We start from the raw sequence: 19412 nt of genomic DNA, 5'->3' as shown, positions 1-19412 counted from the left end.
TATGAAAACGCATAGACCTAAAATTCAAATACCCTTAGCTCCAATTGATAAAACATTAATTGCTTTAACAGTATTAGGCATTATTTGTATGTTTGTTTTTACCTTCACGTCTTATCCAAACTTGTCTGAAACCATTCCAACTCATTTTAATGCCAAAGGAGAAGCAGATGCTTATGGGAAAACTATTAATATATGGATTTTACCTTTTGTTTCACTGCTTATAACAACATTACTCTTTATAATAAATAGATTTCCTCATATACATAATTATATGGTTAATATTACCGAAGAAAATGCTTTAAAAAACTATCGTTTAAGCACAAGAACCGTTAGGGTTATTAACTTTTTTGTTATGCTGTTATTGCTATACATTCAATATGTTATGCTTCAAGCTGGAATGGGCAAAGAGACATCATTAGGTGTGTGGTTATTACCCATAGTTATATCAAGTAGTATCATATTACCAATAGTATTAATTATTCAACTTATTAGAATTAACAAATAATGAAAATAACACTTATTTTAATACTTTTTAGCTGTTTGATGTTTTCGCAAGAACATATTATTTCAGAAGAAATTCTATTAAAGAATGACAGTATTCAACTTCCAGGCACACTATCTTATAACAAAGAATTAAAAAATCAGCCTTTAGTTATTTTTATTCATGGTTCTGGAAATGTAGATAGAAATGGAAATCAAGCTGGAGTAAATATAAAAGCTGAATATATAAAGCAATTAGCAGATAGTTTAAATACTAGAGGCATTGCTTTTTATAGATATGATAAACGTAACTCAACAGAAGAAAATTTAAAATTCATGATGGGAGATTTAGATTTTTACCGTTTTGTAGATGATGCTACGCTTGCCATAAAGCATTATAAAGAAGATAACCGTTTTAGCAGTATTACATTAATTGGACATAGCCAAGGTTCGTTAGTTGCCATGTTAGCTACTCAAAACAAAAATGTGGATAAATATATTTCGTTAGCAGGAATAAGCGAAGACATGGGGACTTTTATTATTAACAGTTACAAGCAAGTTAGCCAAGACATGTCCAACATGGCAAAAGCACAAATAACCGAGCTTAAAGAAACTGGCACCATAGAAACCGTGAATCCTGCTTTGGCTCATTTATTTAGCAAACCCAATCAACCATTTTTTTTTACTTGGATGGCTTATAACCCTTCAGAAGAAATAAAAAAAATAAGCATTCCTGTACTTATTATAAACGGGACAAAAGATCTTCAGGTAAAAGTTGAAGAGGCTAATAAACTACATGAAGCTAAACCAGATTCAGAATTAGTAATTATAGAAAACATGAATCATGTGTTAAAAACAATTGATAAAGACGAAGACAATTTAAAATCTTATTATACACCAGATTTTTCATTGTCTGAAGAATTAATAAATTCTGTCGAAGCATTTATAAAAAAATAATATGTCAAAAAAGAAAGCCTTTGCGTTAAGAATTAATGAAGAGATGCTCAAAGCCATAGAAAAGTGGGCTTCAGACGAGTTTAGGAGCACCAATGGTCAGATTGAATGGATGCTTATGCAATATCTAAAAGAGCATCATAGAGAACCCAAAAAATCAGAAAAAAAGTGACTTTAAAAAAGTTGCTTTTTTTATACCCATTTATTTTGGTATTTTGCAACTTCAAACTATAACACATGCAACAAGCACCAATTTTTACTGACGACACTATTGTATTTGGACTCCTAATGTTAACGTTAGGTTTTATTTTTTATACCGAATCTATAAAAACCGGATTTTGGCCAAAGTTTTATAAAATTATTCCAGGTCTTTTTATGGCCTATATGCTTCCTGCCGTTTTAACTACGTCTGGATTAATAGCTCCAGAATGGCAAACGACTTCAGAAACTGGAGAAGTTGTAAATCACAGTACCAGTCTATATTATGTGTCTAGTCGTTATTTATTACCTGCTGCTTTAGTGCTTATGACTTTAAGTATTGATTTAAAAGCTGTATTTAATTTAGGTTGGAAAGCACTAGTTATGTTCTTAACAGGAACCCTTGGAATTGTAATTGGAGGACCAATTGCCATTCTACTAGTTTCTATGGTATCTCCAGAAACTGTTGGTGGTGTTGGTCCAGATGCCGTATGGAGAGGACTTTCTACGCTTGCTGGAAGCTGGATTGGTGGAGGAGCTAACCAAACTGCCATGCTTGAAATATTTGAATACAATCAATCTGAATATGGTAAAATGGTCTTTATAGATATTGTAGTTGCCAATATTTGGATGGCTATAATATTAATTGGTATTGGTCGTTCTAAAGCTATTGATAAATGGTTAGGTGCAGACAATTCAGCTATTGAAGCTTTAAAAGAAAAGGTAACTTCATTTGCTAAAAGTGTTAAAAGAAATCCATCTTTAACCGACATCATGATTATTGTTGCTATTGCTTTTGGAACGGTAAGTGTCGCACACATTTCTGCCAATTTTCTAGCTCCTTATTTTGAAGGTGTTGTAGCCAATATAGAATCTAAAACCTTAAGAAACACATTTACATTCTTAGATTCTCAATTCTTTTGGATGATAAGTATTGCAACCCTGGTTGCCATATTATTATCTTTTACAAAAGCCAAAAATTATGAAGGAGCTGGAGCAAGTAAATTTGGTAGTGTCTTTATATATATTTTAGTTGCTTCTATTGGTATGAAAATAGATTTAATGTCGATTTTTGATAATCCAGGTTTAATAGCTGTTGGATTAATTTGGATGAGTATACATGCCATACTTTTAATAATAATTGCAAAAATCATTAAAGCACCATACTTCTTTTTGGCTGTAGGAAGTCAGGCAAATGTTGGTGGTGCAGCCTCTGCTCCTATTGTAGCTTCGGCATTCCATCCATCTTTAGCAACTGTAGGTGTACTTCTGGCTGTCTTTGGTTATGCCATTGGAACCATAGCAGCAATAGGTTGTACTATTTTAATGAAATTAGCAGCTGGAGGTTAGTATTTAATTATTTTTTATATGATATTTGCGCTCCAAAATTCTAAATCTTTTTATGAAAAAGCTAGCCCTATTTTTTGTGTTAATTGTTATTGTTTCTTGTGGAAAAGATCCGGATCTAATTGTTAAAGGTCACGTTAAAGGATTAAAAAAAGGAACTGTATATCTTGAAAAAGAACAAGATTCTTCTATTATTATAGTTGATTCTATCTTCCTAAATGGACCTTCAGAATTTGAATTAAAAAGCGATTTAGAATCTCCTGAAGCATTTTATTTGCGTTTAGATAAAAAGAATAGTAAAGAAAACAATACACGAATCGTTTTTTTCGCAGACAAAGGTGTTACAGAAATTAATACCACGTTAAAAAACTTTGTTCAAGATGCTAAAATTAATGGCTCAAAACAGCAAAAGCTTTATGAAGATTTTTTAAAAGTCATTACAAGATACGACGATAAAAACTTAGATTTAATTAAAGAAAGTTTTGAAGCAAAAAAATCAAATGATTCCGTTAGAATTGAAGCTAATAATAAAGCCTTAGATAATTTAGTAAAAAGCAAATATCTCTATATTGTAAATTTTGCAGTTAACAATAAAAATAGTGAAGTAGCTCCATATCTAGCATTAACTGAAATTTATGATGCTCAAATTAAATGGCTTGACACCATAAATAATTCTTTAACACCACCAATTAAAGATTCAAAATATGGCAAAGCTTTAGAAGGTTATCTAGCCATTAGAAAATCTGATTAAACACAACGTTTCTTTTCATATTTATTTCACACATATTATACGGTTCTTTTTAATATGTCGTTACTTTGTAAAGAGAAATTTTACAGATGATTCTAAAAAACGACAAATTAAAAAAATGGGCGAAACGCTTAACTTATAGTTTTCTATTAGTTTTCACACTATTGCTCAGCTTTTATGGAAGCATCTATTTTGGCTTTTGGGGAGAGATTCCTTCTTCAAAAAAATTAGCAAATTTAAAACAAAGTCAGGCCACACAAGTTTTAGACACTAATAACCATCTTATTGGGAAATTTTATATTTACGACAGACAATCTATAACCTATAATGATTTTCCCCAACATTTAATAGATGCATTAGTTGCTACAGAAGACTCGAGATTTTACGAACATGACGGAATAGACAACACCAGCTTATTAAGAGTTTTTTTTAAAACTATTTTATTATCTGATGCCTCCTCTGGTGGAGGAAGCACAATTACTTTACAATTGGCTAAAAACCTTTTTGGAAGAAAAGATTATGGCTTTTTAAGTATTGTTGTAAATAAACTAAGAGAGAGTATTGTTGCAAGTCGTATTGAAAACATTTATTCCAAAAAAGAAATTCTTACTTTATATTTAAATACAGTTCCATTTTCAGATAACACCTATGGCATTGAAAGTGCATCACTAAAATTTTTCAACACAAAAACAAAATCATTAAATCTATCACAGGCAGCAACACTTGTAGGAACCTTAAAGGCTAATAATAGTTATAATCCAAGACTTTATCCAGAAAGATCGCAGCAACGCAGAGATTTGGTTATCATGTTGATGAAAAACCAAGAGTATATTACTGAAAAAGAAGCAGAAAATGTTATTAAAAAAGATATTGAATTGGATTATCAATACTATGCTCCTAACCAAGGTTTGGCGCCATATTTTCGAGCAGAAATCAAAAAACAATTAGACGCCATTCTTCAAGAAAAGTCATACAAAAATCCAGAGGGAGAGGCTTACAATATCTATCATGATGGCTTAAAAGTTTATACCACTTTAGATAATAATATGCAGCGTTATGCAGAAGAAGCTATGCAAGAACACATGTCGAGCATACAACGACAATTTGAAAAAGGGTATGGACAAAATGCGCCATGGTTAAAAAACAAACCAGCTTACTTGGCTGCAATAAAACGCTTAAGTAAATATCAAGCTTTAAAAAGTCAAAACTTATCTGATAAAGACATTGAAGATTCGTTAAATAAAGTACATGAAACTAAATTATTTTCGTGGGATGAACCTACAGTTGCACAAATGTCAACACTTGATAGTTTAGAGTATTATTCTAAATTTTTAAATGCAGGGTTTCTATGTCTTGAACCAAAAACTGGCGCAATAAAAGCATATGTAGGAGGAATTGATTATAGATACTTTCAATATGATCACGTATCCCAAAGCAAAAGACAAGTAGGTTCTACCTTTAAACCCATAGTTTATACTGCTGCATTAGAAAACGGCATGAATCCATGCTCCTATTTCTCCATTAAGGAAGTAACCTACACAGATGTTAATAACTGGACGCCAAAAAATTCTTCTAAAGTTGAAGATGAAGAATTACGTTATTCTTTAAAATATGCCTTAAGTCGTTCGGTAAACACCATCTCCGTAAAAGTATTGCAAAAAACTGGAGTTAATAAGGTTATAGAGCAAGCAAAATCTATGGGAATTAAAAGTGAGATAGAAGAAGTGCCTTCCATAGCGCTTGGAACAGCAAATCTAAGTATGATTGAATTGGCAACTGCATATACATCTTATGTAAATAATAGCATTCCTTCTAAACCTGTCTTTATTACTAGAATTGAAGACAAAAATGGCAATGTAATAGCTTCTTATAAAGATTTAAATCCGATACAATCTGATGAAAAAGCTTTTAGTGATGATACCAGGCAAATAATGTTGGAGTTTTTAAAAGAAACTGTTAATAACGGAACAGCTAGTAGATTGCGTTCCTCCTATAATTTATCCAATGAGATTGCTGGAAAAACAGGAACGACACAAGACAATAAAGATGGTTGGTTTGTAGGTGTTACACCAAAACTTGTAACAGTAACTTGGGTTGGAAACGACAATCAACAAATTGGTTTTAGCAATACTAGAATTGGCCAAGGAGCAAATTCTGCACTACCCATGTTTGCTAAGTATCTACTAAAATTGAATTCAAACATTGACTATAAAAACTTCACACAAGCTACATTTGAAAAACCATCAGAAAAAGTATTAAAAGTAATTAATTGCGAACTCACAAAAGAGGAAGGTTTTTTTAAGCAGTTATTTGGAAGTGACAAAGAGGAAAACACCTTTAAAAAGAAAAAAAAGAAAGGTTTCTTTTCATGGCTTAAAAAAGATAAAGATTCGGTTTAAAGAAAACAGAATGACTTTAAAACAAAAAAGTCCAATATTTCTATTGAACTTATTTTGAGCCGATGGAGGGACTCGAACCCACGACCTGCTGATTACAAATCAGCTGCTCTAGCCAGCTGAGCTACATCGGCAAAACAGGTTGCAAATATAATCTTGAAAATTATATATGCAACTATTTTTTTTTAATTTTTATCCTAGCTTATTAATTTTTTCAATCAAAGCTTTTCCTTTAGTTTCTAATTCATTATTAATAGCCTTAAAATGAGCCTTTTTATCTTCAACATTTTTTGCATTCACTTTTACAATTAACTCATCGAATGTTGCAATAGCTTCATCAATAATTGCTTCGCTCTTTTTATTGTCTTTATCTGTGTTTGAATATTCCCAAACATATACTGCTTCAATAATGTCTCCTAAAACATAATTGATGTCTTTTTTTAAATCTCTTTTGTTTGCCATTTTATTATAATTTATTTAGATGCAAAATTAAACATAAACTTCTAATAGTGTTGCATTTTTAGAAGTAATTTCAAACGTTTTTATTTTTGCCGGAACCAAAATAGTTTCCCCTTTTTTTATTGTTTCTTTATAAGTCCCTACAGAAATTATCACCTCCCCTTCAACGCACATATAAATCAAAAAAGAATCAAATGTGTTTTCTATGAATATAGGTTTTGTTATTTTTAAATAATTGGTGGAAAAATAAGGACAACGAACCATGTTATTAGATTGGTTCTCTGTTTTGTTGTATACAGCCTTAGAATCATTTTTTAGATTAAAACTGATGGCTTCAAACGCTAAATCTGTGTGTAGCTCTCTTTTATTTCCTTGGCTGTCAACTCGATCCCAATCATAAATTCTGTATGTAATATCACTTGTTTGTTGAATTTCTGCCAGTAATACCCCTGCACCAATAGCATGAATAATTCCTTCACGAATAATAAATGTATCTCCAGGAATAACACTTTCGAAATTTAAAATCTTGGTTAAGGTATTGTCTTTAAGGTGTTTCAAATATTTATCTGAAGTCATTTCTTGATTAAAACCAACTATCAAATTTGAATTTGAATCTGCTTGCATCACATACCACATTTCTGTTTTCCCAAAAGAATTATGTCGTTTTGCTGCAATTTCGTCGTTAGGGTGCAATTGAATTGATAAATCTTCTTTAGCATCTATAAATTTAATAAGCAATGGAAACGTGTTTCCAAATTCCATATAATTTTTTTTCCCAATTAAATCTGCTTTGTATGTGCTTAAAAGATGCTTTAATGATTGATTCTCTAGGTCGCCATTTGCAACGATAGACGTGTCTCCTTCAACATCACTAATTTCCCAGCTCTCACCAATATTTGGCAAATGACAGTCCTTATTTAGAAGTGTTTTTAATTTCTTTCCTCCCCATATTTTGTCTTTTAAAATAGGGTGAAATTTTATGGGGTATAAATTGGTTTTCATATGATTTAAAATAAACCTATAAGTTTTTAAAAACCTTAAAGATTCAATATATTATTCTCCAGAATAGCTTACAAAATTACGAGGGGTCTCATAAAGCGTGACTTCCAATTCTAAATTTAGGTTCAATTTTTGTCTCAGTATATTATAAATAACAATAACGATATTTTCTGCAGTTGGGTTTAAGTTTCTAAAAGCGTCAACATCTTCATTTAAATTTTTATGATCGAAGACATCTTCTACGTTCTCTTTAATTATATCTTTTAAAATCTTCATGTCAATAACATAGCCTGTTTCGTTATCAATTTCGCCCGTTACACTAACAATAAGTTCGTAATTATGACCATGGAAATTAGGGTTGTTGCATTTACCAAAAATAGCTTCATTTTTTTCATTGCTCCAATCTTTCCTATATAATCTATGTGCCGCATTAAAATGCCCTTTTCTACTTACAGTTACTTTCATTTTTAAGTAATATTAATATGTTCGTAGAATTTATCGAAAATAATCTTAAACCATTCTGTGTAAATTTCAGGATGGATTTTCAAATCAGATTTAACAGCATCCAAAGACATCCATTTCCAATTAGCTACTTCATCTGGATTAATTTTAGGAGATTCATTATAATAACCAATCATAACATGGTCGTATTCATGCTCGGTTAAACCATTGTCAAAAGGCGCTTTATAGATAAACGAAATAGATTCTTCTAAAGCAGTTACAAACCCCATTTCCTCATGTAAACGACGTTTACCTGCTTCTATGTTAGACTCCCCATCTCTTTGATGACTACAACACGTATTGGTCCATAAGTTAGGGGAATGATATTTATGTGCAGCACGTTGTTGAATCATCAATTCATTTTTATCATTAAAAACAAATACAGAAAATGCTCGATGTAACAAAGCCTTTTGATGTGCTTCTAGTTTAGGCATTAAACCTATTTGTTCATCATTTTCGTTTACTAAAATTACCTGTTCTTCAATCATAGCGTAAAAATACCAATCAAAACATTAAAAATACGTCAAACTTTTCATAAAATTAAAAAGCAAATAAAACAATCATTTAAATTGTGTTTAATAATATTATCTTTGCAACCCATTTGCAAGATTATTATGAGTTTTAAATCAGAAATTAACAGACGAAGAACCTTTGGCATTATTTCGCATCCCGATGCAGGAAAAACCACTTTAACAGAAAAATTATTACTTTTTGGTGGTGCCATTCAAGAAGCTGGAGCTGTAAAAAGTAATAAAATAAAAAAAGGAGCTACCAGTGACTTTATGGAAATTGAGCGTCAACGTGGAATTTCTGTAGCTACTTCTGTACTTGCATTTGAATATGATGGCATCAAAATCAATATTCTAGACACGCCTGGGCATAAGGATTTTGCTGAAGACACCTTTAGAACACTAACAGCTGTAGATAGTGTTATTGTAGTTATTGACGTTGCGAAAGGAGTTGAGGAGCAAACTGAAAAATTAGTTGAAGTTTGTCGCATGCGAAACATTCCTATGATTGTTTTTATCAATAAAATGGATCGTGAAGGAAAAGATGCTTTTGATTTATTAGATGAAGTTGAGCAAAAATTAGGCTTACATGTTGTACCGTTAAGTTTTCCAATTGGAATGGGTTACGATTTTAAAGGTATTTATAATCTTTGGGAAAATAACATCAATCTTTTTAGTGGTGATAGCCGGAAAGATATTGAAGAAACCATCGAGATTTCAGATTTACAATCTCCAGAATTAAATAAACTAGTAGGTGATAAAGCTGCCAACACACTACGTGAAGAAATTGAATTGGTTGAAGGAATCTACCCTACTTTTAATAAAGAAGAATACTTAGATGGCAAACAGCAACCTGTCTTTTTTGGTTCGGCTTTAAACAATTTTGGAGTTAGAGAACTATTAGATTGTTTTGTGGATATTGCGCCAAAGCCACGTCCTAAACAAAGCGAGGAAAGGCTTGTAAAACCAGAAGAAGATAAATTTACAGGGTTTGTTTTTAAAATCCATGCCAATATGGATCCCAATCATAGAAATCGTTTAGCATTTGTTAAAATTGTTTCTGGTGAATTTAAAAGAAATGTATCTTATTTACATGTAAGAAATAATAAAAAAGTCAAATTTTCAAGTCCGAATGCTTTTTTTGCTGAAAAGAAAGAGATTGTTGATGTCTCATATCCTGGAGATATCGTAGGGCTTCAAGACACTGGTACTTTTAAAATTGGAGATACTTTAACTGAAGGAGAAATTTTAAATTATAAAGGTGTGCCTAGTTTCTCTCCAGAGCATTTTAGATATATCAATAATGCAGATCCATTAAAGTCCAAACAATTATTTAAAGGTATTGACCAATTAATGGATGAAGGTGTTGCTCAATTATTTACCTTAGAACTGAACGGAAGAAAAGTAATAGGTACTGTTGGCGCCCTACAATACGAAGTAATTCAATACAGATTAGAACATGAGTATGGTGCAAAATGTACTTATGAAAACTTAAATGTCCATAAAGCGTGTTGGGTTGAGGCTAAAGACCCTAAAAGTGCTGAATACAAAGAATTCTTAAGGGTAAAGCAACGTTTTATAGCCAAAGACAAACAAAATCAATTGGTGTTTTTAGCAGATTCGCCATTCAGTTTACAAATGACACAACAAAAATATCCAAACATTAAATTCCATTTTACTTCCGAATTTAATTAAAAAGGCGATGTATTTCATCGAATAAATAATTTTAATGTTGTGTTTTATCGAATTTTTAATACATTTAATCGATTTTATATGTAATCACAATTTTGATTATATACATTTAAATTAGATTATAACCCCAAATAATGATCTACTTATGGAAACAAACAACCCCAATGTTTTCAGTAATAACGATATTACTGTAACCTACAATCCCAAAGTTTGCATACATGCAGAGCGTTGTGCAAGAGAGCTTTCAAATGTTTTTAGAGATTCTGTCATTCCTTGGATTGACTTAGATGGAGCTTCAACCAAAAAAATTATCAAACAAATTAAAAAATGTCCTTCAGGTGCATTAGATTATTGTTTAAATAAAAAGGAAGCCTGTTAAAATTTATTTTATATACCTTAATTAAACAAAAAATCCCATTGAAATATCAATGGGATTTTTTTGTTTATGCTTCACCAGTTGGTCCAAAGTTGAGTGGAATTGGTGGTTGCTCGTAATCTTTAATTTCACCGTGTGCATTCTCAAATTTATTAACATTGTCACCTAAAGCTTTGAATAGTCTTTTGGCATGTTGTGGAGTTAATATAATTCTAGATTTCACTTTACTTTTAGGTGTACCTGGCATGATACTAACAAAATCTATAACAAATTCTGAAACTGAATGATTGATAATAGCTAAGTTAGAATACGTTCCCTCAGCTACTTTTTCATCTAGTTCAATATTTATTTGTCCTGGTTTTTTTTGTTTTTTTTCTTCTGACATAATATGTATAGTTTTAAACAAAGAATCCTGCAATAGCAGGATTCTTTTAATTATTTAATATTGAATGATAACATACAAATTAGTTATAATTAACTTCTTGTTTTGCTTGCATCATTTCGTCGAATTCTTCTTTAGACCCAACTATAATATTCTCGTAAGTTCTCATACCAGTACCTGCTGGAATTCTATGACCTACAATAACATTTTCCTTAAGACCTTCTAAAGTATCTACCTTACCATTTACTGCTGCTTCATTAAGAACCTTAGTAGTTTCTTGGAACGATGCTGCCGAAATAAACGATTTAGTTTGTAACGATGCTCTAGTAATACCTTGTAAAATAGGCGTTGCAGTAGCTGGTTGAGCATCTCTAGCTTCAACAAGCTTCTTATCTTCTCTACGTAGTATCGAATTTTCGTCTCTTAAATCGCGAGGTGAAATAATTTGACCTGCTTTAATAGTTGCAGAATCTCCTGAATCCTCAACCACTTTCATTCCAAATACTTCATCGTTTTCTTCAATGAAATCTGACTTATGAACTAATTGGTCTTCTAAGAACGTTGTATCTCCAGAATCTATAATTCTAACTTTACGCATCATCTGTCTTACTACAACTTCAAAATGCTTATCGTTAATCTTCACACCTTGTAAACGATATACTTCTTGAACTTCGTTCACTAAGTACTGTTGTACAGCTGAAGGTCCTTTAATGTTCAAGATATCGTTAGGTGTAATAGAACCATCAGAAAGTGGCATACCAGCTTTAACAAAATCGTTTTCTTGTACAAGAATCTGATTTGATAATTTTACTAAGTATTTCTTAATATCTCCTAATTTAGATTCTACAATAATCTCACGATTACCTCTTTTAATTTTTCCGAAGGAAACAACACCATCAATAGCACTTACAACTGCTGGATTTGAAGGGTTACGTGCTTCAAATAATTCGGTTACACGTGGTAAACCTCCTGTAATATCTCCAGATTTAGCTGATTTACGAGGGATCTTAACTAAAATTTTACCAACTTTAATTTTATCTCCATCGTCAATCATTAAGTGAGCTCCTACTGGTAAATTGTAAGAACGAATTGTTTCTCCTTTCGAATCTTCAATGTGAAGTGTTGGGATTAACTTTTTATTTCTAGATTCAGAAATTACTTTTTCTTGGAAACCTGTTTGTTCATCTATTTCAACTTGGTATGTGATACCTTGTTCTATATTTTCATATCTAACTTTTCCAGCAAATTCTGAAATAATAACACCATTATATGGATCCCAAGAACAAACAACATCTCCTTTTTTAAGTGCATCGCCATTTTTAACTAAAATAGTAGATCCATAAGGAATATTATTTGTGCTTAAAACAATACCTGTTTTCTTATCAACAAGTTTCAATTCTGAAGTACGAGAAATAACAATATTATTTGTTTTTCCATCGCTATCTTCACCTTTAACTGTTTTAAGTTCGTCTATCTCTGCGATACCATCAAATTTAACAGCTAGTTTGTTTTCTTCAGAAATGTTACCAGCAATACCACCTACGTGGAATGTACGTAATGTTAATTGAGTCCCAGGTTCTCCAATTGATTGTGCTGCCACAACTCCAACTGCTTCACCAAGTTGAACCATTTTATTGGTTGCTAAATTACGTCCGTAACATTTTGTACAGATTCCTTTTTTAGCCTCACAAGTTAATGGCGAACGAACTTCTACTGCATCAATAGGTGAATTCTCGATTGCTTTTGCAATGTCTTCATCTATTAACTCTCCTGAAGCAACAAATAAATCGTCTGATAAAGGATCGTAAACATCATTTAAAGAAATTCTACCTACAATTCTATCTTTTAAAGATTCAACTATTTCATCGTTTTTCTTTAATGGTGTTACTTCGACACCTCTTAAAGTACCACAGTCTTCACTATTTACTATAACGTCTTGAGATACATCTACTAAACGACGTGTTAAATAACCAGCATCTGCAGTTTTAAGAGCTGTATCGGCAAGACCTTTACGAGCACCGTGAGTTGAGATAAAGTATTCTAAAATTGAAAGTCCTTCTTTAAAGTTAGAAAGAATTGGATTTTCAATAATCTCTCCTCCACCTGCTGTCGATTTTTTAGGCTTTGCCATTAATCCACGCATTCCAGTAAGCTGACGAATCTGTTCTTTAGATCCACGAGCACCAGAATCAAGCATCATATATACTGAGTTAAATCCTTGTTGGTCTTCACGAATACGCTTCATAGACAATTCTGTCAATTCAGCATTTGTAGAAGTCCAAATATCAATAACCTGGTTATAACGTTCATTGTTTGTAATAAGTCCCATGTTATAGTTACCCATAATACCATCAACCAAACCATTAGCTTTATCGATCATGTCTTGTTTTTCTGGTGGGATAATGATATCTCCTAAACTGAAAGATAATCCACCTTTAAAGGCAAAATTATATCCTAAGTTTTTAATTTCATCAAGGAAATCGGCAGTTTCAGGAACCGACGTTACTTTTAAAATATCACCAATAATATTTCTTAATGATTTTTTAGTAAGTACTTCATTAATATATCCTGCTGCATGTGGAACGTTTAAATTAAACAGAACACGTCCAACAGTTGTAGGAATTATTTGTAAGGTTAATTCTCCTGCTTCATTAAAGTCGTACGTTCTAACTTTAATAGATGCATTTAATTCAACTCTTTTTTCGTTGTAAGCAATAACAACCTCTTCTGGCGAATAGAATGTTAAGCCTTCGCCTTTAATTGGCACTTCTTTAGTAGACTTACGTTCTTTGGTCATATAATATAAACCAAGTACCATATCTTGTGAAGGTACAGCTACAGGTGAACCATTTGCAGGATTTAAGATATTGTGAGAGGCTAACATTAATAATTGACACTCTAAAATAGCTTCTGGTCCTAATGGTAAATGTACTGCCATCTGGTCACCATCAAAATCGGCATTAAACGCAGTAGTTACAAGTGGATGTAACTGGATTGCTTTACCTTCAATCAATTTAGGCTGGAAAGCTTGAATACCTAATCTGTGTAATGTAGGAGCACGATTTAAAAGAACTGGATGTCCTTTTAAAACATTTTCTAAAATATCCCATACTACAGGTTCTCTTCTATCTATAATTTTCTTTGCAGATTTTACTGTTTTTACAATACCTCTTTCAATTAATTTTCTAATTACAAAAGGTTTGTAAAGTTCAGCTGCCATATTCTTTGGCAATCCACATTCAAATAATTTTAATTCTGGTCCAACAACAATTACTGAACGTGCTGAATAATCCACACGTTTACCAAGTAAGTTTTGACGGAAACGTCCTTGCTTTCCTTTAAGCGAATCTGACAAAGATTTTAAAGGTCTGTTAGAGTCAGTTTTTACTGCAGAAGATTTACGTGTGTTATCAAATAATGAATCAACAGATTCTTGTAACATACGTTTCTCATTACGCAAAATAACTTCTGGTGCTTTTATTTCAACAAGTCTTTTAAGACGGTTGTTACGGATAATAACACGACGGTATAAATCATTTAAATCAGACGTTGCAAAACGTCCTCCATCTAGTGGTACTAATGGACGTAATTCTGGTGGAATAATTGGAACAACTTTCATAATCATCCATTCTGGACGATTTTCTCTGTTCTCATTAGACTCACGTAAAGATTCTACAACTTGTAAACGTTTTAAAGCTTCGGTTTTACGTTGTTTAGAAGTTTCAGTATTAGCTTTATGACGTAATTCAAATGACAAGGCATCTAAATCTATTCTAGCTAATAAATCGATTAAACATTCAGCTCCCATTTTAGCTATAAACTTATTAGGATCTGAATCTTCTAAATATTGATTTTCTTTTGGAAGCGTTTCAAGAATATTTAAGTATTCTTCTTCTGTTAAGAAATCCATTTTTTGAACTGGTTCTCCTTCAGCATTGTTAGCTATACCAGCTTGAATTACTACATAACGTTCGTAGTAAATAATCATATCTAATTTCTTAGATGGTAAGCCTAAAAGGTAACCTATTTTATTTGGTAACGAACGGAAATACCAGATATGAGCTACAGGAACAACAAGGTTAATGTGTCCTACACGATCTCTACGTACTTTCTTTTCTGTTACTTCTACACCACAACGGTCGCAAATAATCCCTTTGTAGCGAATTCTTTTATATTTTCCACAGGCACATTCGTAATCCTTTACGGGACCAAAAATACGCTCACAGAATAAACCATCACGTTCTGGTTTATGTGTTCGATAATTGATAGTTTCTGGTTTTAGAACTTCACCTCTAGATTCTGCTAAAATAGACTCTGGTGATGCTAAACCTATGGAGATTTTATTAAATCTCTGTACTGTATTCTTATCTTGTTTTCTTGCCATAATAAATGGTGATATCGAATTATTTTGTAAACTTAAATTTCCCCTCTTTCGAGGGGATTTTTTTATTCCTCTAATCTAATGTCTAGTCCTAAACCTTTCAATTCGTGCATAAGTACGTTGAAAGATTCTGGTAATCCAGGTTCTGGCATTGGTTCTCCTTTAACGATACTTTCGTATGTTTTAGCTCTTCCAATAACATCATCAGATTTAACTGTCAATATTTCTCTTAATGTTGCAGATGCTCCATAGGCTTCAAGTGCCCAAACTTCCATTTCTCCAAAACGCTGACCACCAAATTGTGCTTTACCACCAAGAGGTTGTTGCGTAATTAATGAATATGGTCCAATAGAACGTGCGTGCATTTTATCGTCAACCATATGTCCTAATTTTAGCATATAGATAACTCCAACGGTTGCAGGTTGATCAAAACGATCTCCTGTACCACCATCATAAAGATAGGTGTGTCCAAATCTTGGAATTCCAGCTTCATCTGTAAATCCGTTAATTTGATCTAGTGTTGCACCATCAAAAATTGGTGTCGCGTAAGTACGACCTAATTTTTGTCCAGCCCATCCTAAAACAGTTTCGTAAATCTGACCAATATTCATACGAGAAGGTACACCAAGTGGATTTAATACAATATCAACTGGAGTTCCATCTTCTAAGAATGGCATATCTTCTTGACGAACGATACGAGCAACAATACCTTTGTTTCCGTGACGTCCAGCCATTTTATCACCAACTTTTAGTTTACGCTTTTTAGCAATGTAAACTTTAGCTAATTTTATGATACCTGCCGGTAATTCATCTCCTACAGAAATTGTAAACTTTTCACGACGTAAAGAACCTTGTAAGTCGTTTTCTTTAATTTTATAGTTGTGAATTAAATCGGCAACAAGTTTGTTTGTATAATCATCTGTTGTCCAAGTACCACTTGTTAAGTGCGTATAATCATCAACAGCATTTAACATTTTAAGGGTGTATTTTTTACCTTTTGGTAACACTTCTTCTCCTAAATCGTTAAAGACCCCTTGTGCCGTTTTACCATTTACAAGTGCAAATAGTTTTTCAACTAAAACATCTTGTAAATCATCAAACTTTTTATCGTAGATACCTTCTAATTGAGTGATATCTTCTTTATCTTTTGCACGTTTACGTTTATCTTTAACAGCACGAGCAAAAAGTTTTTTATCGATTACCACTCCATTTAATGAAGGTGAAGCTTTTAAAGAGGCATCTTTAACATCTCCAGCTTTATCACCAAAAATAGCACGTAATAATTTTTCTTCTGGAGTTGGATCCGATTCTCCTTTTGGTGTAATTTTACCAATAAGAATATCACCAGGTTTTACTTCTGCACCTACGCGAATCATTCCGTTTTCATCAAGGTCTTTAGTAGCCTCTTCCGAAACGTTTGGAATATCGTTAGTAAGTTCTTCGTTTCCTAATTTCGTATCTCTAACTTCTAGAGAATACTCATCGATATGAATTGAAGTAAACACATCATTTCTTACCACTTCTTCAGAAATAACAATCGCATCCTCAAAGTTATACCCTTTCCAAGGCATAAAAGCTACTTTCATATTTCTACCTAAAGCTAATTCTCCTTTTTGAGTAGCATATCCTTCACAAAGAACTTGACCTTTTGCAACCTTATCACCTTTTTCAACAATAGGCTTTAGGTTAATAGATGTTCCTTGGTTCGTTTTTCTGAATTTTACTAACTGGTATGTTTTAACATCACTATCAAAACTTACTTTAGCTTCGTCTTCAGTTCTATCGTATTTAATGGTTATTTCGTTTGCATCAACGTACTCTACAACACCACTTCCTTCAGCATTAATTAAAACACGAGAATCTGAAGCTACTTGTCTTTCTAAACCTGTTCCGACAATTGGAGCTTGTGGACGTAATAATGGTACAGCCTGACGCATCATATTCGACCCCATCAAGGCTCTATTTGCATCATCATGCTCTAAGAAAGGAATTAAAGATGCAGAGATTGAAGCAATTTGATTTGGTGCAACATCTGTATAATGAATTTGAGATGGTTCTACCACTGGGAAATCGCCTTCCATTCGAGCAATGACCTTATCGTGAAGAATTTTTCCTTTATCATCTACTTTTACAGTTGCTTGAGCAATCATTTGCTCTTCCTCTTCTTCAGCACTTAAATAAATAGGTGTGCTTTTAATATCTACAACACCATCAGTTACTTTTCTATAAGGAGTTTCAATGAATCCCATTGAGTTTACCTTAGCAAAAACTGAAAGTGACGATATTAATCCAATGTTTGGTCCCTCAGGAGTTTCAATTGGACAAAGTCTTCCGTAGTGTGTATAGTGAACATCACGTACTTCGAAACCTGCTCTTTCACGAGATAAACCACCTGGTCCAAGTGCTGATAAACGACGTTTGTGCGTAATTTCAGCAAGTGGATTTGTTTGATCCATAAACTGTGAAAGCTGATTCGTACCAAAAAATGAATTAATAACAGACGATAAAGTCTTAGCATTAATTAAATCTATTGGTGTAAATACTTCGTTATCACGAACATTCATACGTTCACGAATAGTACGAGCCATTCTCGCTAAACCAACACCAAATTGAGAAGATAATTGTTCACCAACTGTACGTACACGACGGTTAGATAAGTGATCAATATCATCAATTTCTGCTTTTGAGTTGATTAGCTCGATTAAATATTTTATAATGGTAATGATATCTTCTTTAGTAAGCACTTGCTTATCCATTCCAATATCAAGACCTAATTTTTTATTCATTCTATAACGACCTACTTCTCCAAGAGAGTAACGTTGATCTGAAAAGAATAATTTATCAATTATACCACGTGCTGTTTCCTCATCTGGCGGCTCAGCATTACGTAGTTGTCTATAAATATGTTCAACAGCTTCTTTTTCAGAGTTTGTTGGATCTTTTTGTAACGTGTTATGAATAATTGCATAATCTCCTTGTTGCGCACTCTCTTTATGTAAAAGAATCGTTTTTACGCTTGTTTCAAGGATTTCCTCAATATTATCTTTATCTAATACAGTATCTCTATCAAGAACAATTTCGTTACGCTCAATAGAAACCACTTCACCAGTGTCTTCATCAACGAAATCCTCATGCCAAGTATTAAGTACACGAGCAGCCAATTTACGACCTAGTACTTTTTTCAATCCAGCTTTAGATACCTTAATTTCTTCAGCAAGATCAAATATTTCAAGAATATCTTTATCGCGCTCGAAACCAATAGCTCTAAATAATGTAGTAACAGGTAATTTTTTCTTACGATCGATATACGCATACATTACTTGATTGATATCTGTAGCGAATTCAATCCAAGAACCTTTAAAAGGAATAACTCTTGCAGAGTATAATTTAGTTCCATTTGCATGAAAAGATTGTCCAAAAAACACACCTGGAGAACGATGTAATTGAGAAACTACAACACGTTCTGCACCATTGATACAAAAAGTACCTGAAGGTGTCATATAAGGAATAGTACCAAGGTACACATCTTGAACAATGGTTTCAAAATCCTCATGTTCAGGGTCTGTACAATACAGTTTTAATCTAGCCTTAAGTGGCACGCTATATGTAAGTCCTCTTTCAATACATTCTTCAATTGTATATCTAGGTGGATCGATAAAGTAATCTAAAAATTCTAAAACAAATTGATTACGTGTGTCTGTTATTGGGAAGTTTTCCATGAAGGTATTATAAAGACCTTCATTACCTCTTTCTTCTGATTTCGTTTCTAACTGGAAAAAATCCTGGAAGGATTTAATCTGAATATCCATAAAATCTGGATATTCTGTTCTATTTACAATAGACGAGAAGTTTAATCTTTCAGCTTGTGTTACTAACATCAATGGACGAAATTTTGATTAAAAAAAAATGTTTGTTTATAGCCTACTGACTATATACGACAAATGGTCTAGGTCTTAGAGAGTACTCTCCAGACCTAAACCTTTGTTAGTT

15 protein-coding genes and 1 tRNA gene are annotated in these 19412 nt (G+C 32.5%); 8 read left to right on the top strand and 8 right to left on the bottom strand.

Annotated elements, in window-relative coordinates; translation table 11 throughout:
• The first annotated feature begins 1 nt into the window (after position 1).
• The 6 genes from ACI5KZ_RS01900 to ACI5KZ_RS01875 all read left to right on the top strand — a co-directional run bounded on the left by ACI5KZ_RS01900 (position 2) and on the right by ACI5KZ_RS01875 (position 6126).
• Positions 2–505, top strand: coding sequence for a DUF1648 domain-containing protein (locus tag ACI5KZ_RS01900; protein ID WP_406846705.1), 504 nt, complete (start codon positions 2–4; stop codon positions 503–505).
• Positions 505–1437, top strand: coding sequence for a serine aminopeptidase domain-containing protein (locus tag ACI5KZ_RS01895; RefSeq protein WP_406846704.1), 933 nt, complete (start codon positions 505–507; stop codon positions 1435–1437). The genes ACI5KZ_RS01900 and ACI5KZ_RS01895 overlap by 1 nt, the downstream gene beginning before the upstream one ends.
• A 1-nt stretch (position 1438) precedes the next feature.
• Positions 1439–1606, top strand: a complete 168-nt coding sequence (locus ACI5KZ_RS01890; RefSeq protein ID WP_109307826.1) for an Arc family DNA-binding protein — start codon at positions 1439–1441, stop codon at positions 1604–1606.
• Positions 1607–1671: 65 nt separating this feature from the next.
• The gene (locus ACI5KZ_RS01885) at positions 1672–2982 is read left to right on the top strand and encodes a DUF819 domain-containing protein (RefSeq protein ID WP_109307825.1); all 1311 of its coding nucleotides are present in this window, start codon (positions 1672–1674) and stop codon (positions 2980–2982) included.
• A 52-nt stretch (positions 2983–3034) separates the two neighbouring features.
• On the top strand, positions 3035–3730 hold the full coding sequence (locus ACI5KZ_RS01880) for a DUF4369 domain-containing protein (RefSeq protein ID WP_406846703.1): 696 nt from the start codon (positions 3035–3037) through the stop codon (positions 3728–3730).
• 86 nt (positions 3731–3816) lie between these two features.
• Positions 3817–6126, top strand: coding sequence for a transglycosylase domain-containing protein (locus ACI5KZ_RS01875; RefSeq protein WP_406846702.1), 2310 nt, complete (start codon positions 3817–3819; stop codon positions 6124–6126).
• Positions 6127–6183: 57 nt separating this feature from the next.
• Here the strand turns inward: ACI5KZ_RS01875 and ACI5KZ_RS01870 are convergent.
• The 5 genes from ACI5KZ_RS01870 to idi all read right to left on the bottom strand — a co-directional run bounded on the left by ACI5KZ_RS01870 (position 6184) and on the right by idi (position 8570).
• Positions 6184–6257: transfer RNA gene (locus tag ACI5KZ_RS01870), tRNA-Thr, on the bottom strand.
• A 58-nt stretch (positions 6258–6315) separates the two neighbouring features.
• Positions 6316–6585: a hypothetical protein gene (locus ACI5KZ_RS01865; protein WP_109307822.1), complete on the bottom strand. Its 270-nt coding sequence runs from the start codon at positions 6583–6585 to the stop codon at positions 6316–6318.
• Between the two features lie 27 nt (positions 6586–6612).
• On the bottom strand, positions 6613–7584 hold the full coding sequence (locus tag ACI5KZ_RS01860; protein ID WP_109307821.1) for a type I phosphomannose isomerase catalytic subunit: 972 nt from the start codon (positions 7582–7584) through the stop codon (positions 6613–6615).
• A gap of 51 nt (positions 7585–7635) precedes the next feature.
• On the bottom strand, positions 7636–8046 hold the full coding sequence (locus ACI5KZ_RS01855; RefSeq protein ID WP_109307820.1) for a 6-carboxytetrahydropterin synthase: 411 nt from the start codon (positions 8044–8046) through the stop codon (positions 7636–7638).
• Between the two features lie 2 nt (positions 8047–8048).
• The gene (idi, locus tag ACI5KZ_RS01850; RefSeq protein WP_406846701.1) at positions 8049–8570 is read right to left on the bottom strand and encodes an isopentenyl-diphosphate Delta-isomerase; all 522 of its coding nucleotides are present in this window, start codon (positions 8568–8570) and stop codon (positions 8049–8051) included.
• Between the two features lie 126 nt (positions 8571–8696).
• On the opposite strand from idi, the gene ACI5KZ_RS01845 reads away from it, so the two are divergent.
• Positions 8697–10286 (top strand): peptide chain release factor 3, encoded by a 1590-nt coding sequence (locus ACI5KZ_RS01845; protein ID WP_109307818.1) that lies wholly within the window; start codon positions 8697–8699, stop codon positions 10284–10286.
• 142 nt (positions 10287–10428) lie between these two features.
• Complete coding sequence (locus ACI5KZ_RS01840) at positions 10429–10662, top strand: (4Fe-4S)-binding protein (RefSeq protein WP_109307817.1); 234 nt, start codon at positions 10429–10431, stop codon at positions 10660–10662.
• A gap of 64 nt (positions 10663–10726) precedes the next feature.
• Here ACI5KZ_RS01840 and ACI5KZ_RS01835 read toward each other — a convergent pair whose 3' ends face one another.
• The 3 genes from ACI5KZ_RS01835 to rpoB form a co-directional block, all read right to left on the bottom strand.
• Positions 10727–11044 (bottom strand): DUF3467 domain-containing protein, encoded by a 318-nt coding sequence (locus ACI5KZ_RS01835; protein WP_109307816.1) that lies wholly within the window; start codon positions 11042–11044, stop codon positions 10727–10729.
• A 79-nt stretch (positions 11045–11123) separates the two neighbouring features.
• Positions 11124–15425 carry a DNA-directed RNA polymerase subunit beta' gene (rpoC, locus tag ACI5KZ_RS01830; RefSeq protein WP_109307815.1) on the bottom strand — a complete coding sequence of 1434 codons (4302 nt, stop codon included), beginning with the start codon at positions 15423–15425 and terminating at the stop codon, positions 11124–11126.
• Positions 15426–15487: 62 nt separating this feature from the next.
• Positions 15488–19300, bottom strand: coding sequence for a DNA-directed RNA polymerase subunit beta (rpoB, locus tag ACI5KZ_RS01825; RefSeq protein WP_109307814.1), 3813 nt, complete (start codon positions 19298–19300; stop codon positions 15488–15490).
• Positions 19301–19412 lie beyond the last annotated feature (112 nt).

This window comes from Xanthomarina sp. GH4-25 (assembly GCF_045363175.1).
Classification (GTDB): domain Bacteria; phylum Bacteroidota; class Bacteroidia; order Flavobacteriales; family Flavobacteriaceae; genus Xanthomarina.
This window is presented reverse-complemented; position numbering and strand designations above follow the sequence as displayed.

Excerpts from the sequence above, each read along its gene's own strand:
- ACI5KZ_RS01865 (WP_109307822.1), bottom strand. The coding sequence starts at position 6,585 with ATGGCAAACAAAAGAGATTTAAAAAAAGACATCAATTATGTTTTAGGA.
- ACI5KZ_RS01845 (WP_109307818.1), top strand. The coding sequence starts at position 8,697 with ATGAGTTTTAAATCAGAAATTAACAGACGAAGAACCTTTGGCATTATT.
- ACI5KZ_RS01855 (WP_109307820.1), bottom strand. The coding sequence starts at position 8,046 with ATGAAAGTAACTGTAAGTAGAAAAGGGCATTTTAATGCGGCACATAGA.
- rpoC (WP_109307815.1), bottom strand. The coding sequence starts at position 15,425 with ATGGCAAGAAAACAAGATAAGAATACAGTACAGAGATTTAATAAAATC.
- ACI5KZ_RS01885 (WP_109307825.1), top strand. The coding sequence starts at position 1,672 with ATGCAACAAGCACCAATTTTTACTGACGACACTATTGTATTTGGACTC.
- idi (WP_406846701.1), bottom strand. The coding sequence starts at position 8,570 with ATGATTGAAGAACAGGTAATTTTAGTAAACGAAAATGATGAACAAATA.
- ACI5KZ_RS01860 (WP_109307821.1), bottom strand. The coding sequence starts at position 7,584 with ATGAAAACCAATTTATACCCCATAAAATTTCACCCTATTTTAAAAGAC.
- ACI5KZ_RS01890 (WP_109307826.1), top strand. The coding sequence starts at position 1,439 with ATGTCAAAAAAGAAAGCCTTTGCGTTAAGAATTAATGAAGAGATGCTC.
- ACI5KZ_RS01840 (WP_109307817.1), top strand. The coding sequence starts at position 10,429 with ATGGAAACAAACAACCCCAATGTTTTCAGTAATAACGATATTACTGTA.
- ACI5KZ_RS01835 (WP_109307816.1), bottom strand. The coding sequence starts at position 11,044 with ATGTCAGAAGAAAAAAAACAAAAAAAACCAGGACAAATAAATATTGAA.
- ACI5KZ_RS01880 (WP_406846703.1), top strand. The coding sequence starts at position 3,035 with ATGAAAAAGCTAGCCCTATTTTTTGTGTTAATTGTTATTGTTTCTTGT.
- ACI5KZ_RS01895 (WP_406846704.1), top strand. The coding sequence starts at position 505 with ATGAAAATAACACTTATTTTAATACTTTTTAGCTGTTTGATGTTTTCG.
- rpoB (WP_109307814.1), bottom strand. The coding sequence starts at position 19,300 with ATGTTAGTAACACAAGCTGAAAGATTAAACTTCTCGTCTATTGTAAAT.
- ACI5KZ_RS01900 (WP_406846705.1), top strand. The coding sequence starts at position 2 with ATGAAAACGCATAGACCTAAAATTCAAATACCCTTAGCTCCAATTGAT.
- ACI5KZ_RS01875 (WP_406846702.1), top strand. The coding sequence starts at position 3,817 with ATGATTCTAAAAAACGACAAATTAAAAAAATGGGCGAAACGCTTAACT.